Origin of the sequence: Bacillus sp. Nf3 (genome assembly GCF_003028545.1) — a bacterium.
GTDB classification, from domain to species: domain Bacteria; phylum Bacillota; class Bacilli; order Bacillales; family Bacillaceae; genus Bacillus; species Bacillus safensis.
On record NZ_PYUA01000008.1, the window covers coordinates 37715 to 53002 of the forward strand.

At 43.4% G+C, this 15288-nt stretch carries 13 protein-coding genes; 5 read left to right on the plus strand and 8 right to left on the minus strand.

All coding sequences use genetic code 11. From position 1 onward, the window contains the following. Positions 1 to 18 precede the first annotated feature (18 nt). From C9414_RS16960 to C9414_RS16975, 4 genes are all read right to left on the minus strand, one after another. Positions 19 to 1767: a methyl-accepting chemotaxis protein gene (locus C9414_RS16960; RefSeq protein WP_047203813.1), complete on the minus strand. Its 1749-nt coding sequence runs from the start codon at positions 1765 to 1767 to the stop codon at positions 19 to 21. Positions 1768 to 1867: 100 nt separating this feature from the next. Next, complete coding sequence (locus C9414_RS16965) at positions 1868 to 2989, minus strand: mannitol-1-phosphate 5-dehydrogenase (RefSeq protein ID WP_107164129.1); 1122 nt, start codon at positions 2987 to 2989, stop codon at positions 1868 to 1870. 1 nt (position 2990) lies between these two features. Beyond that, complete coding sequence (locus tag C9414_RS16970; RefSeq protein ID WP_008347215.1) at positions 2991 to 3425, minus strand: PTS mannitol transporter subunit IIA; 435 nt, start codon at positions 3423 to 3425, stop codon at positions 2991 to 2993. A 94-nt stretch (positions 3426 to 3519) separates the two neighbouring features. Next, the gene (locus tag C9414_RS16975) at positions 3520 to 4962 is read right to left on the minus strand and encodes a PTS mannitol transporter subunit IIBC (protein WP_059375998.1); all 1443 of its coding nucleotides are present in this window, start codon (positions 4960 to 4962) and stop codon (positions 3520 to 3522) included. Between the two features lie 507 nt (positions 4963 to 5469). On the opposite strand from C9414_RS16975, the gene C9414_RS16980 reads away from it, so the two are divergent. The 3 genes from C9414_RS16980 (at position 5470) to C9414_RS16990 (ending at position 8725) form a co-directional block, all read left to right on the plus strand. After that, complete coding sequence (locus tag C9414_RS16980) at positions 5470 to 7104, plus strand: copper resistance CopC/CopD family protein (protein WP_107164130.1); 1635 nt, start codon at positions 5470 to 5472, stop codon at positions 7102 to 7104. A gap of 16 nt (positions 7105 to 7120) precedes the next feature. Beyond that, positions 7121 to 7735, plus strand: a complete 615-nt coding sequence (locus C9414_RS16985; RefSeq protein ID WP_107164131.1) for a YcnI family copper-binding membrane protein — start codon at positions 7121 to 7123, stop codon at positions 7733 to 7735. Positions 7736 to 8128: 393 nt separating this feature from the next. After that, a complete protein-coding gene (locus C9414_RS16990) occupies positions 8129 to 8725 on the plus strand; it encodes an NAD(P)H-dependent oxidoreductase (protein WP_047202686.1) in 597 nt (198 codons plus the stop codon). Positions 8726 to 8769: 44 nt separating this feature from the next. Here the strand turns inward: C9414_RS16990 and C9414_RS16995 are convergent, their stop codons facing one another. From C9414_RS16995 to gabT, 3 genes are read right to left on the minus strand one after another with little or no spacing between them, the layout of a single operon-like run. Further along, positions 8770 to 10164, minus strand: coding sequence for an NAD-dependent succinate-semialdehyde dehydrogenase (locus C9414_RS16995; RefSeq protein WP_047202687.1), 1395 nt, complete (start codon positions 10162 to 10164; stop codon positions 8770 to 8772). Next, positions 10139 to 11527 carry an APC family permease gene (locus C9414_RS17000; protein ID WP_047202688.1) on the minus strand — a complete coding sequence of 463 codons (1389 nt, stop codon included), beginning with the start codon at positions 11525 to 11527 and terminating at the stop codon, positions 10139 to 10141. The genes C9414_RS16995 and C9414_RS17000 overlap by 26 nt, the downstream gene beginning before the upstream one ends. Positions 11528 to 11548: 21 nt before the next feature. Beyond that, entirely contained in the window at positions 11549 to 12865 is a 1317-nt protein-coding gene (gabT, locus tag C9414_RS17005) for a 4-aminobutyrate--2-oxoglutarate transaminase (protein ID WP_107164132.1), read from the minus strand. Positions 12866 to 12974: 109 nt separating this feature from the next. Between gabT and gabR the strand changes: the two genes are divergently transcribed. Further along, on the plus strand, positions 12975 to 14399 hold the full coding sequence (gabR, locus tag C9414_RS17010; RefSeq protein ID WP_107164133.1) for a MocR-like transcriptional regulator GabR: 1425 nt from the start codon (positions 12975 to 12977) through the stop codon (positions 14397 to 14399). A gap of 31 nt (positions 14400 to 14430) precedes the next feature. On the opposite strand, the gene C9414_RS17015 is transcribed toward gabR, so the two are convergent. Then, positions 14431 to 14742 carry an ArsR/SmtB family transcription factor gene (locus tag C9414_RS17015; RefSeq protein ID WP_039182979.1) on the minus strand — a complete coding sequence of 104 codons (312 nt, stop codon included), beginning with the start codon at positions 14740 to 14742 and terminating at the stop codon, positions 14431 to 14433. A 137-nt stretch (positions 14743 to 14879) separates the two neighbouring features. Here C9414_RS17015 and C9414_RS17020 point away from each other — a divergent pair, with 137 nt between their 5' ends. Further along, positions 14880 to 15257, plus strand: coding sequence for a hypothetical protein (locus C9414_RS17020; RefSeq protein ID WP_047202691.1), 378 nt, complete (start codon positions 14880 to 14882; stop codon positions 15255 to 15257). The last annotated feature ends 31 nt before the right edge of the window (positions 15258 to 15288 follow it).

The following is a 15288-nucleotide window of genomic DNA, read 5'->3' on the forward strand; positions in this document are numbered from 1 at the left end:
CCACATAGTCAAAATGAATTATAGACGATAACGCGCAATGTCCTGATTCAACCGCATGCTAAGTTCATTGAGTCTTTCTGCTGCTTTTGCCACATTAGAGATGGCTGTCACTTGTTCGTCTGTGGATGCAGTGATTTCTTCGATCGCCGCTGCGTTTTCTTGAGAAACATGTGCTGCGCCGTGCATGGCTTTTGTGATAAGGTCGTTTTGCTCCAGCAGTGTATTCAGCTCTTTTGCCATCGCGTTTGTTTCAACGATGGTTTGTGAAATCAATGTAGAGATGGCATTGAATTCGTGTTCTGTTGCATGCACCGCTTCATCTAGCTCGGCAAAACGATCCATTGTGTTAGACATGATACCAGCTGTTGTTGTCGTTTCTTCTTTAATGCCTTGAATCATTTGCTGAATTTGAACGGCTGATTGTTTTGTCTGCTCAGCTAAATTCCGCACTTCACTCGCCACAACTGAGAAGCCTTTGCCGTGCTCTCCTGCACGTGCTGCTTCAATGCTGGCATTCAGTGCCAGTAAATTGGTCTCATTTGAAATGCTTTCAATCGTATCTGTGATTTGAGAGATATCTTGTACTTTTGTACTTAACTGCTCGATTCCTGCTCTAATGCCTTGAGACGCCTGAATTGATTGTTCATTCGATTGTTTTAATTGCTGTACGATTTGCTGGCCCTGCTGTGATGATTGACTCGATTGATCGGAAATCCGTTTAATTTGATCACTCTGTTCTTTCACATTCTCAATAGATTGATTAAACTGGGTCATTTGTTGATTGGCTACTTCAAGATCAGATGCTTGATGAAGTGTTCCAGTCGAAATGTCTCCGATGGCTCGTCCAATTTCTTCACTGCTGGCTGAGGTTTCTTCAGATATCGCCGATAAATCTGTCGCTGATTCCACAAGCTGACTGCTTGTTTCCTGTAAACCGCTCACCAGTGTTCTGAGCTCGCCTGACATATGGTTAAAGCCTTTTGCCAGCTGTCCGATTTCATCCGTTGTTTCCTTTAAGCTCGTGCGCTCAATATTCCCCGCTGCAATCTCCTTTGAAGCAGCAGTGACTTGCTTGAGCAGTCTGACTTTTCCTCTGGCAGCTAAATAAAAGACGCCTAAACTCAGAAGGGCGACACCCGCTGTAATGAGAATAATATAGAGCTTCATCTGCTCTAATTCTTTATAAAATTCGTCCTGGAAGACAGCGATGCCTACACTCCAATTCCACGGTGTAAACTGGCTCATATAGGCAAGCTTTTCCTTTTCTTCGCCGGTTGCATCGTCCTTATCCATATAGGTCACATAGTGTGCATCCTCATCTTTTGCATTGGCACCGGCGACCATTTTTTGACGATTGGTCGTGTTATCTGGAATGACGCCGATGTCGTTGACCGGATGCACCTGGGTTGAGTAGTCAGTGCCATATGCGATCAGATAGCCTTTATTTTTATAGATAAAATCTGATTTTTGAGATTGGTATCCCTTCCCGTTGTCATTTTTGGGTCCGCTCAAGTAAAGGCGGGCCTGTTCTTGCGCCTGCTCAAGCGTCAGTTCTTTTTTCTCCACACGGTCATTCAACTGTTCAAGTGTGGCCATTGCTCCGCTGACGATGTGCTTTAAATCTGCTTTCCCTGCATCAATTAATACATGTTTCGCTAACAAATATCCCGTTGTTCCAACAAGTCCGCCTGTTAAAATCGTGATCACGATAATGGCAGACATTAATTGAAAAAATACACTTTTTGAAGCAAGCGCTTTCTTTTTCATATACAAATTCCCCCTTACTTTATATATCGTCAAGCTGTGGAAAGTATTAAAAACGTCATAGAAAAAAATCCCTTTCGCACGTTGGAAAGGGATGTTCAAATTATCGAGTTGCTTCTTTAATAATGGCTTGATAAAGATCGTCTGTTGGCGAGAGTCCACATACCTCTTCCAGCACACCTTCAATGCCTTTTTCTTTTCGTAATGCCTGCAGACGAACAGCTTCTTCATCTTCAGTAAAGTCGTAAGCCAAAGCTGCCACGATGCCTTTAACTAAATACTGTGGCTGTTTGATCTTTTTCGCTGGACCGATTAAACGATCATCTGCTCCGAGCTTTCTGAGTGGAGAGCGTGCGACACGCGTGACTTCATCAGAGATAAAGGCATTTTCAAATCGTTTAATGATTTTTTGAATATACGCATCATGTTCTTCTTTTTGAAAGCCATATGTGTCGATTAAATAACTGCCTGTTTCGTGAAGTGCACCTTCAACCACTTGACGAATCTCTTGTGTATCGACAGCTTCTTTAATCGTTTGCACACCTTTCTCGTACCCGACATAAGCAGCTAGTGCATGTCCTGTGTTGACAGTAAAGAGTTTACGTTCAATAAATGGCGTCAAATCTTGTACAAAGGTCGCTCCGTCAATTTGAGGAACGTCTCCAATAAAGCCTGTCTCATCAATCACCCACTCGAAAAATGGCTCGACTGATACTTTCAATATGTCCTCATGGTGCTGAATTGGGACAATGCGATCAACCGCAGCGTTTGGAAAACCTACTGTTTGTGACAGCGCTTCTTGTTCATCAGCTGTTAAATGAGAGACAACGGCTTTCTTTAAATGAGAGCTGCCGCCAATCATATTTTCACATGCCACAATGTTGATGATATGATCAGGCTTTTTCTGTTTTAAACCTTCAGCAATCGACGAAGCAATGATGTTCAAAACGGCTGGTCCAACAGCTGTTGTAATGAGATCAGCTGTTGCAATCGCCTCTATTAAAGCAGCTGGATCTTTTGCGGAATTGATGGCTGACACAGGACCGACTACTTCTTGCTGCTGCCCTGGTGCTGCGAGTTCAACCGTGTATTCTCCTTTTTCATTCAGCTCGTTGATAACCGCTTCATTTACATCGGTAAAAACGAGCTCAAATCCTGATGCTTTTAACAAAGATCCGATAAACCCTCTGCCAATATTTCCTGCTCCAAAATGAAGTGCCTTCATGTTAGTTCACCTCGTTAAAGATGGCGATCAGTTCATCCTGATCCTTTGCATGAATGATACGCTCTACGTTTTCTTCTTCTGAACAGACAATCGCAATTTGAGAAAGAATATCGAGATGTTCATTGTTTTTACCAGCGATGCCAAATACGACTTTGGCAACATTTCCTTCGCCGTATTCAACGCCGTCTGGAATTTGGATAATGGAAATCCCTGAATGAAGGACAGCCGCTTTCGCATCCTCTGTTCCATGAGGAATGGCAATTCCGTTGCCCATAAATGTAGAAGAAATATTTTCTCTTTCAAACATTTTGTCAACATAATCACTTGTGACATAACCGTTTGCCACTAAGACTTCGCCTGCTTTTTTAATGGCTTCTTCTTTAGAGCCCGCTTGTTCGTTTAGAAAAATATTGTCTTTTGAAAGTACTTGTTTCATGAAAGATCACACACCTTTTTTAGAATGGAAAATCAGAAAACAACCAAAACGGGGAGTTCAATTAGAAAAATTGGACTCAACCCGTTTCGTCATGTTATTTTTTCAATTTCTCAATCAGCTCATCGTATTTCGGACTGTTTAAGAAATTATCAACTGAAATATGCACAGCTCCTGGCAGTTTTGCCTTCGCTCTATCTGTTAAATCTTTATGAGTAAAGACTACATCGGCATCATCTGGAATGTTGCTGATGGATGTATTTGTCACATCAATATCAAGCTCTGCCTTTTTGACTTTATTCTTTAAAACGGATGCGCCCATCGCACTTGAGCCCATTCCTGCATCACAGGCAAAGATGATTTTGTTCACGTCATCTGGATTGATCTCATCTGGAGATGCTGCTTGTTCATTTGCTTCAGCACCTTCTTTTTGTGCTGTAAGAGCTGCTGCTGCTGCACTTTTCTTGCCTTTCATGTCTTGCATTTTTTCTGTTGCTGCTGTTAAGTCTTCATCCACTGCTTTAGACGCTTTCAAAATGACAGAAGCGACAAGGAATGATACGACCGCTGCCACGACAACACCTGCTAGAACGGCAAGATGGCCGCCTTTTGGTGACATGAGCATAAGAGCGATGATACTTCCTGGTGACGGTACAGCCTTTAGGCCCGCATTTAACAGTGTAAAAGTTAGAACGCCGCTTGCTCCCCCAGCAATTACCGCTAAAATGAGCTTTGGCTTCATTAAGATGTATGGGAAGTAAATCTCATGGATTCCCCCTAAGAATTGAATGACAATCGCACCCGGTGCAGACTGCTTTGCTGTCCCTCTTCCAAAGAACATGTAGGCCAGAAGAACACCGAGACCTGGTCCTGGGTTTGTTTCAAGCAAGAACAGAACGGACTGGCCTGTCTTCGCCGCTTGCTCCACCCCTAATGGACCTAAAATTCCTTGGTTAATTGCATTGTTTAAGAACAATACTTTTGCTGGTTCAATGAAGATACTTGCCAGCGGAAGTAAATGTGCATTGACAATGATATCTACACCTGCCGCAAGGGCTTTATTCAGACCTAGTACCACTGGGCCGATGGCGTAGAAAGCAATGGCGACTAAAATGGCACCTAGAATACCTGCACTAAAATTATTAATCAGCATTTCAAAACCTGATCTGATTCGGTCTTTAAACAGCTGGTCAATTTTCTTAATGAGATAACCGCCAAGCGGTCCCATGATCATCGCACCTAAAAACATTGGGATGTCCGAACCGACAATAACCCCAATCGTAGCGGTGGCACCGAGTACCCCGCCTCGATGGTCATATACGAGCTTACCGCCTGTGTAACCGATTAAGAGCGGCAGCAAGTAGTTGATCATTGGACCAACGAGTGTATTTAATTGTTCATTTGGAAAATAACCACTTGGAATGAACAATGCAGTGATGAGTCCCCAAGCGATAAACGCTCCAATATTCGGCATGATCATACCGCTTAAATAGCTTCCAAAGCGCTGTACTTTTACGCGAAATCCGCTTTTTTCCTGCATCTATGAAAACTCCTTTCTTCTCTCCCTTTATTTAGGGCTTTATAGGTCAAAAGATATAAGAACAAGATTCAGTGAAGCCCTTATGCCTATCGTAAAACGCTTTCACTTTCTCATCAATTGAAACTAAATGTCACTTTGTCACATCGTGTGTGACAAAATTGAAAAATGATGTGAATTCTCTGTCAGATCTCAACATATAATGGGTGGAAAGCTTGATATGCCGTTGTTTTCACGCAAAATTCATGGGAATTTCACAACTTTCAAATGGTCACTTCTTGTTTCCTCTTCTTAAATCGAATAGGCTTATAATTGATCAAACCTATTCAATTAAGAAATGTCTGCGCAGACATGACACAGAAAAAGTGAACCATCTTGCTATTTGTTTCGTTTACCTTTTAGAGAGGGCGGTACAATAGAAGGAGCGGTTTTTTCTGTGACTCACAGTTTACTGCCGCTTTCTTTCTGATACATGAGACATTTTCATAGGTAGAAAGGCGGTTATTTACCTTGTTTAAAAATAGTCAGTGGCTTCTGCTTCTTATGGTCATGTTCGCTTTTTTCATTCCAAAGGAAGCATTTGCTCACGCATACGTCGTGAGCTCGAACCCAGCGGCAAATGAAGAGCTGGATCAGCAGCCCCCTTCAGTCTCGATCACATTTAGTGAAGGAATTGAAAGCGGGTTTCATGCCATTAAGGTGCTAAATGCAAAAGGTGATCGTGTGGATAAAGGAGATACGGTCATTAAAGATCAAAAGATCATGGAAGCGGCTTTAAAAAAGAATTTACCTAAAGGGATTTACACCATTCAGTGGAATGCGGTATCAGCGGATGGACACTCTGTCTCTGGCATGATTCCGTTTAGTATTGGAAAAGCGGCTGGCGGTTTTGACCAATTAGAGCAAGGTCAGACGGATGAATCCATTGATGTGGCTTCAACTATCGATAAAGCCTTTCTTTATACGTCATTCAGCTTATTCCTTGGCACCATTTTGTTTGGACTGCTTTGGTTCAGGGCAGCGATTTCACCTGTATTGGCGAAACGAATGAAGCGGCTTTTGACATTGTCATTGATCATGATGGGCGGAGCACTTGTGTTCCAGCTGCCGATTCAGACAAAATCAGCGGCAGACGTGTCCTTTTTTGGGGCATTTCAGCCTTCGCTTTTACAAGAAACGATTGCGTCCACTTCTGGCGGTAGTCTGTGGATGATGCTTATGGCATCATTTGTATTTCTCACCATCTGGACGATTGTGGCGGTGAGAAAAGGGGACTTCTCTTCTTTTCGTGTTTGGCTGTTTCCACTGCTTCTCTTCACAGTGCTGCTTTGGTTGAAAGCACAAATCGGACATCCAGCCGCAACAGACAATAAAATACTCACAACATCACTTGATTTCATCCATCTCGTCTCTGCTTCGATTTGGGTTGGTGGTTTAACAGCCATTGTCCTTCTATTGATGAAGAAACTGCCAAATGAAGATGAGCCGCTCATACGGAATACGCTCGCAGCATTTCATCCTTGGGCACTGCTCTCTGTTGGACTTATTGTGTTTTCAGGATTTGTGAATGCCATCTTTATTTTGCAATCGTTTGACGCTCTTTTCCAATCAGCATACGGACGTACCTTTTTAATCAAGCTTGGTTTATTTATCATCATGGGCCTGCTTGGGCTTATGCATTACTTGATGCTGAGATGGGAAAAAAAGCAGAAACGCAGCGTTTCCTTACGAGCTGAATGGATGATCGGGATCGCCATTTTGTTATTAACGGCTGTCTTTACTAATATTCCGAGCCCTCCTCCGCCTGCACCTGAGCCTTTCTTTGGCGCCAATCAGGTCGAGCATCGTGACATTGTGTCCTTGAGCATTACCCCGAATGCCCCGGGGAAAAACTCATTCGAAGTGGCATTTACAAAGAAGAATGGCGAAACGATCACTGATATTCAATCTGTGACAGCCAAGATTCATAAGGTGGCTTTATTCGGTGATGAGACACCAAGTGAATTTCAGCTGAAACGATTAAAAAATGGTCATTTCTCTGCTGAAAATCTCTTATTAAATGAAAAAGGCACATGGAAAATTGAAATCCATGCGTTAACTGGTTCTTTTAAGAATATCGATACCACCTTTATTAGAAGAAACTAAAAGGAGTTCATCACATATGAAAAAATACGTTAAAGCTTTATTACCAATGCTTCTCGCTTCATTTATATTGGCGATTCCTGTGAGTGCGCACGTAACAGTCAAGCCTGATACGTCTGCGACAAATGCTTGGGAGACCTATACATTAAAGGTTCCTTCTGAAAGTGACAGTCCAACGACTAAGGTTGTCGTGACAATTCCTAAAGGCGTAGAATTCCAGCAATATGAGCCTGTACCTGGCTGGAAAACGTCAACTGAAGAGAAAGATGGCAAGGTGACAAGAGTGACTTGGGAGGCAACTGGTAAAGGTGTGCTTGCTGGACAATTTCAGCAATTCGTTTTTGTAGCGAAAAACCCTGAAAAAGCTGGTGAAGCTGCATGGGATGCGTATCAATATTATAAGGATGGAACGGTCGTTGAATGGACTGGTGATAAAGATGCTGATAAACCTCATTCCATCACAAACATTGTCGCTTCTAATACCGTAACGGATTCACATGGTCAAGAAAAACCAAAAGAAGAAAAGGCCTCTGAAACAGCCTCTGCTTCTTCTTCACCACTTGTCCTTGGTCTGTCCATTGCTGCTCTAGTCGTGGCGCTGATTGCACTTGGACTTGCTTTTAGAAAAAAATAAAAGCTGTATGAGCGATCGGTTTTCAGAAATGATCGCTTATATTGTTGACAAAGGGCTAAAATGATCTTTATTTTAGCCCTTTGTCTTCTTTTCAGCGTGATAGAAAACCTTTGCAGTCTAGGAAGGACGAGTACCGGAGCGGAGCGAATTTGACATTCGTGAGCACCTGCACGCAGGACTGACAAAGAATGCGAGGGTTTGTCTACACGCTGAGCGATCGTTTTCATAGAAACGATCGCTTTTTCTTCCTTTACACATGTACGAATCTCACTGTTTACTTTTATGAAAAATCAATTATTTTCCATTTTCCCAACTTGTTATTACCAATATAGGATTGAATAGGATAAATCCACATGCCATAATGAGACAGATGACCACATAGGAGGCTATGAGATGAACCATGTAATCATTTTTGCTCATCCCCAGCAAAGCTTAAATCAAACCTTATTAGATCTTGTTGTGAGCACTCTATTGAACAATGGTCATAAAGTGACTGTTCGTGATGTCTATGCCCTAGGTTTTTCGCCAGAGCTCACCATTGCAGAAAAGGCTGCGATCAAATGCGGTGATGTCCCGATCGCCATTCAAAGAGAGCAGAAGCTGATTCAGCAAGCGGATGTGCTGACGTTTATTTTTCCAATATGGTGGACAGGCTTGCCGGCTATGCTAAAAGGGTATGTAGAGCGCGTCTTTTCTGAGGGTTTTGCTTATCAGAAGAATGAGCATGGAGTGATTGAAAATTTACTTCAGCACAAAAAAGGGGTCATCATCAACACGCACGATGCCCCGAGGAATTTTCTTGATTCCAATATGAGCTTCTCCTCCTCTCATCACATGACAACGGATACTGAAGTCTTCAATTTTATTGGCGTTCAGCCTGTCGAACGTCTTTTGTTCAGCAGCATGGAGCAGGCATCTGCAGATTACATACATGAAATTCTGAAAGAAACGAAAGAAACGGTGGACCAGCTTTTCCCGCCGGCTGTATAACATAAAAAAGACTGCTGAGATTCCTCAGACAGTCTTTTTCACGTTTATTCGTCTAAACCAATAGATACATATTTTGTTTCTAAATATGGTTCTATTCCTTCGATTCCGCCTTCTCGCCCTATTCCGCTCTCTTTCATACCGCCGAACGGTGCTTGGACAGCTGATGGACCGCCATCATTCCAGCCAATAATTCCATAATCGAGATGTTCGGAAATGTAGAGCCCGTTCCGATAATTTTCTGTAAAGAAATAAGCTGCAAGACCAAAAGGTGTATCGTTGGCTAATTCAATTGCCTCATCTAACGTTTGAAATGTCGTAATCGGCGCCACTGGACCAAAGGTCTCTTCATGCATAATGTTCATGGAAGTGTCCACATGTGTAAGAACCGTTGGCTGGACAAAATAATATGATTTGTCATCGTCGAAATGCGTATCGCCGCCAACAAGAACTTTCGCCCCTTTATCCACTGCGTCTTGAATTTGGCCGACAATTTTATCAAAGCCGCGCTTGTTGATAATTGGACCGATAGATGTGCCTTCTTCAAAGCCATTTCCCACTTTCAGCTTTTCTACTTCTTTGCTGAAGCTTTGCGCAAATGCTTCATGAATGTCTTCATGCACAATTAAGCGGTTGGCACAGACGCAGGTTTGTCCTGCATTACGGAACTTAGACGCCACTGCTTGTTTGACAGCTAGTTCAAGATTTGCGTCCTTGTCTACGATAAGCGGGGCATGGCCGCCAAGCTCCATTGATACATGCTTCACTGTACTCGCACTGTTTTTGATCAAATGCTTTCCGACTGGCGTTGAGCCTGTAAACGTGATTTTTCGAATCAATGGACTATCTGTGAAGATTTCACCCACTTCTTTGCCATCTCCGACAACCCATTGCAATGCATCCTCTGGAATACCAGCTTCATGACCTAATTTTACTAGTTCAATAGCTGTCAGCGGTGTATCTTCAGCAGGTTTTACAATAAACGTACAGCCTGCTGCAAGCGCTGGGGCTGCCTTTCTCGTAATCATCGCCGCAGGGAAATTCCACGGAGTAATGGCAGCAACAGGACCAACTGGCTGTTTTGTGACGAAAAGGCGTTTGCTTGTCGTATGTGATGGGATGGTTCTTCCATAGATTCGCTTTGCTTCCTCCGCGTACCATTCAATATAACCAGCCGCATAGACGATTTCCCCTAATGCTTCTTGATACGGCTTCCCGTTTTCTTCTGTAATGATTTTCGCAAGCCTTTCTTTATGTTCAATCATCAGATCAAACCACTTGCGAATGATATTGGCACGTTCATGTGCTGACGTTTTGGCCCATGTTTTAAATGCTTTGTGTGAGCGGGAAATTGCGTCTTCGATCTGTTCTTTTGTATGCTGAGCAACTGAAGCAATTTCTTCTCCTGTTGCAGGATTATACACTTTGAGTTCGTTTGTCATGCTCTACCGTCTCCTTCGTTCTTGGATTCATTACATATAGTATATACCCAATGAGTACCCAACCTAAAAGCAAAATCCATTCAGCTGGCCATGATAAGGAGGCCGGCATTCCTGGAAAGTAAAATGAAAGAAAAAGAAGACTCAGTCCAATGGCTAGAACGCCTGTCGTCCGCCAATATTTAATGCGGTATGGACGCTCAAGCTCGGGTTCTATTTTGCGAAGTCTCATAAAGGCGATGGAAACAATTAAGTACCCGACGATGATTCCGACACCGCCCGCATTCACAATCCACACGAGGGCAGGACGGCCTAATAATGGAGCAAAAAAGGCCAATGCCCCAAGAAACAAAATCGCATTTGTCGGTGTTTTATACTTTGGATGAATATACGCAAACCATTTGGAAATCATGCCTCTTTCCGCCATGGCATATAGAATACGGCTTGCCCCGATGATAAAAGCGTTCCAGCTTGTCACAATCCCTGCTACACCGCCAATAACCAGCACTGTTCCAAATGCTTGATGACCGAGAAGCTGAACCATGGCATCTGCTGTCGCTAATGAAGAGGCTTCAAGCTGTCCTTTTGACATTCCAGCAGCTACCCCAAAGACAATAAGCAGATAAAAAACGACCGCGCTTACGATAGAAATAATCAAGATTCTCCCAATGATTTTCTTTGGTGCATGAATTTCCGCTGCTACTTGTGGAATGACATCAAACCCAACGAATAAAAAGGGAATCATGACTAATACCGCCATGAGACCGCCAACCCCGCCTTGAAACATCGGCTCAAGGTTTGCAAAATCTCCATTAAATGTTGCGCCGCCTAAAAGGAGAAAACCTGTCAGAATAATTGCCACAGTGAACACGGACTGGAAAATGGCGGCAGGCTTAGCCCCAATGTAATTCAGTGCTGTTAAAAACAATGCACCGCCAGATCCAATCAATACCCACGTGAAATACACGTCCCATCCCCCAATATTCCATAGAAAGCCAACATGCTGTGTTGGAATCACATAATCAATGACGGTCGGCAAGGCGACAGCTTCAAACGTAATCACGGACACATAACCAAACAATACGCCCCATGCTGAGACGAACGCTGCTTTCATCCCAAATGCCCGTTGGACAAAGACGAGCCCTCCGCCTGTCTCTGGAATCGCAGATGAAAGCTCGGCATACGTGAGTCCAATAAAGATCACGAGAATGCCTCCTATCACAAAGGCAATCACACTGCCTAAAAAGCCAGCTGTTAAAATCCAATCTCCCGAAAGTACAACCCAGCCCCAGCCAAGCATTGCACCAATGGACAAAAACAGCACGTCTGACTGCGACATCGTTTTTGCCATTTGTTGTTTTTGCATACAACCATCCCCCTTTGTTGTTTAGCGTGCTTTGAAGGCTTCCTCGATGATCCCTAGTCCCTCGTGAAGCAGCTCATCTGTGATGACAAGTGGTGTTAAAAAGCGAATAATATTCCCATTAATCCCTGCCGTTAATAGAAGCAGCCCGTGATCGTTTGCATATGCTGCAATCGCTGCGGCTGTTTTCTTATCCGGTGTACGTGTTGTTTGATCTTCCACAATTTCAATCGCCGCCATTGCCCCTAATCGGCGGACTTCCCCAATGAACGGATACTTTGTTCTCCAATCATTTGCTTTGTCCTCAATGACTTGTCCAATGTGTTCAGATCGTTGATTCAATTGTTCTGTTTCAATGATATCAAGAACAGCCATTGCTGCTACACAACCTAACGGACTTCCTGCATATGTTCCCCCGAGCTCCCCTGGATCTGCCGCATCAAGCATTTCTTTTCTGCCAACGACACCACTAAGCGGCAACCCCGCAGCAAGAGATTTTGACACAGTAATTAAGTCCGGCACCACATCAAAGTGCTCAATCGCAAAGTATTTCCCTGTTCTCGCAAATCCGGTTTGGATTTCATCTGCAACAAAGACAATCCCGTGCTGCTGACAGAATGATGCAACATGCTGAACGAAACGCTTCGATGGCACAATGAATCCGCCCTCCCCTTGGACTGGTTCCATGACCACGCAAGCAACGGTTTCTGGTGCAACGGCTGCGACGAAGAATTGATTGAATTGATCAATGATGTACTCATCGTACGCGGCATCACTTAATCCTTCAGGCTTTTGATAGTAATAAGGGTACGGTGCTTGGTACACCTCAGATGCGAATGGTCCGAAGCCAAATTTATATGGCTTGACCTTGCTCGTCATGCTCATTGTCATATTCGTTCTGCCGTGAAAACCTCTTGTAAACGACACAACGGCCTGTCTTTTCGTATATTTACGGGCAATTTTCACGGCATTTTCAACAGCTTCTGCACCTGAATTAAGGAAAATGGCTTTCTTATCATGGTCTCCTGGTGTGAGGCGGCAAAGCTTCTCTGCCAATTCGATATACGATTCATACATCATCACGTTAAAACCTGGATGAATCAGGCTCTCTGCCTGTGCTTTGACCGCTTCCACCACCTTTGGATGTGAATGTCCTACGTTTAATGTGCCAATGGCGCCTGCAAAATCGATAAATCGCTTCCCATCAATATCGAACAGCTCGGCTCCTTTCCCCTTCGCTGCAAGATGACGGTTGCCATTACTCACGCCTCTTGCGACGTATTGATCTCTTTTCCCCTGCCATTCTTCAGTTGAAAAACGGTTTGTTGTCGTTTGACTCATTGTCATCCATCCCCTTTATATCCTTTTTTATTATTCTGAATATTTTTTGGTATGATAGAAAGTACCAATATCATTTTTTTCATGGTATCAGAGAGGATGGAATGGTGAGATGCTGACAATTCAACTAGATCAAACAGGGCAAAACGGATATATTTATCATCAAATTTATATGAAAATCAAAGAAGAAATCTTAAATCGCAACCTGCAGCCACACGATCAATTACCGTCCAAACGAGAGTTAGCCGATACATTAAACGTCAGCGTTAATTCAGTGAATGGCGCCTATCAGCAGCTGCTTGCCGAGGGGTATTTATATTCGGTTGAACGCAAAGGTTTTTTCGTGGAGTCACTAGAAACGTTTCATGAATCTGGTCAGCTAAAACCCTCTTCTCTTCCTGTAGATTTAAAGGAAGAACCGATTGCACGAGACGACTGGTATTCTTTTTCACATATCTCAGTCGATACAGCGAACTTTCCATTTAAAAGCTGGCTGAAAAGCGAACAAAAGGCGATCCATCTCCACCAAGATGCCTTCGGTGAGCTTCCGCATCCACAAGGTGTGTATGAGCTCAGGGAAACGATTGCCAGGCTGATAGGACTTGCGCGAGGAGTCAAATGCTATCCAGAACAGCTTATTTTAAGTGCAGGCACACAATCACTGATTCATTCGTTATCAAGCATTCTTCCAGCCGATCAAGTATACGGGCTAGAAAACCCTGGCTACCGCCGGCTCTATCAAATGCTGAAAAACAATCATCATCAAATTGAAACGATTGGCATTGATCAAAAAGGTGTGCGGATGAGCGACATTCATAAGAAACAGCCGAATGTGTTGATCATTACCCCTTCACATCAATTTCCAACAGGGGTGATTATGCCGATTTCCCGGCGCATTCAGCTGTTAAACTGGGCAGCTGATCAGCCAGACCGTTACATCATTGAGGATGATTATGACAGTGAATTTAAATATGGCACAGACAGCATTCCAGCGCTGCAAAGTCTCGATCGATATGACAAAGTCATTTATATGGGCACCTTTTCAAAATCATTGCTGCCGGGCTTGCGGCTAAGCTATATGGTGCTCCCTCAGCATTTATTAAGACGCTATAAGGAAGAACAGCATTTTTTCATTCAAACTGCTAATCTTTTTACACAATACACCCTTCTTCATTTTATAAAAGATGGGGCGTATCAACGGCATATTAAACGCATGAATGGTTTATATGAGGAAAAACGGAAGCAGCTCATTGAAGAGCTCAATATGGTTTTTGCTGACAATGTGCGGATTATTGGAGAAAATGCTGGGCTTCATTTTATCGCAGAGTTCCGTTCAAACCGGACGCAGCATGAGATTTTACAGCGAGCGAAAGAAAGGAAGCTGAAAATGTACGGTATGGATCGGTTTACCCTTGATGAGCAATTGCCAGGGCATCAGCCAGGCTTTGTTCCGCTCGTCCTCGGCTTCTCGCATATGAGGCGAGAGGATATTCAGCCGGCAGTGAAACGGCTGTATGACGCCATTTTCGGGAAATAAAACAGCCAGCTGCTCTTCATAGACAGCTGGCTTACCACCGCTTTTTATCTACAGCTAGAATCGATGACATGAGTCCAGGAAAAGCGGTCTCGATGTCTTCTTTTCTTAAAGAATAGTAACGGTGCTTCCCGTCAATTCTCACTTTCACGACGCCTGCCTCCCTCAGCACTTTGAAGTGATGGGAAAGCGTGGATTTGGCAATATTCATCTCATACGTGCCGCATGTCCTCTCCCCCGCTTCTGCCAAGCAGCGGACAATTTCTAACCGGATTGGATCAGCCAATGCGTGCAGCACAGAAATCAGTCTCATATCTTCTTTGTTTGGATGGTTTGGATTCGTCATACGATAAATGTATCGTATTTTGTGCCAACATACAATCTCATTCACCTAAAACTCATGAACTGACTAGGCATGTAACGATTTAACTTCATTCACGTCCATTACTTAAGAGACGCTGTATTGAAGGGAAGGAACCTTTTTTGATACGTAACATATGGTTTAGTTTATTGCTCTTGCTGCTCACGTTTTCCTTATGCGCCTGCCAGTCAGTCCAATATCATTACCAGTCAAAGCCACCTAGTGCGGAAGAGTTATTAGCTATGGATCAGCAGGCAGATTTATTTCAATGGGAAGGAACCGTGTATGAAACAAATGTAGATTGGACGACATCCTTACACGTCACAAAACATCAGCAAGTAGGTGTCATTCAGAAAACAGCCGCCAAAAATTTTGAACATGGTACAGCTTCTAGGCTGCAAAAAGGGACCGCTATTTACTCTGTGAAGGAGAGAGAAGACCTTTTGATCGTTGAACTTCACGGCAAAACAAAAATATATGTCGCACATGCGGAAGGATAAAGTACCTGTCATACAGACGGGTATTTTTTAA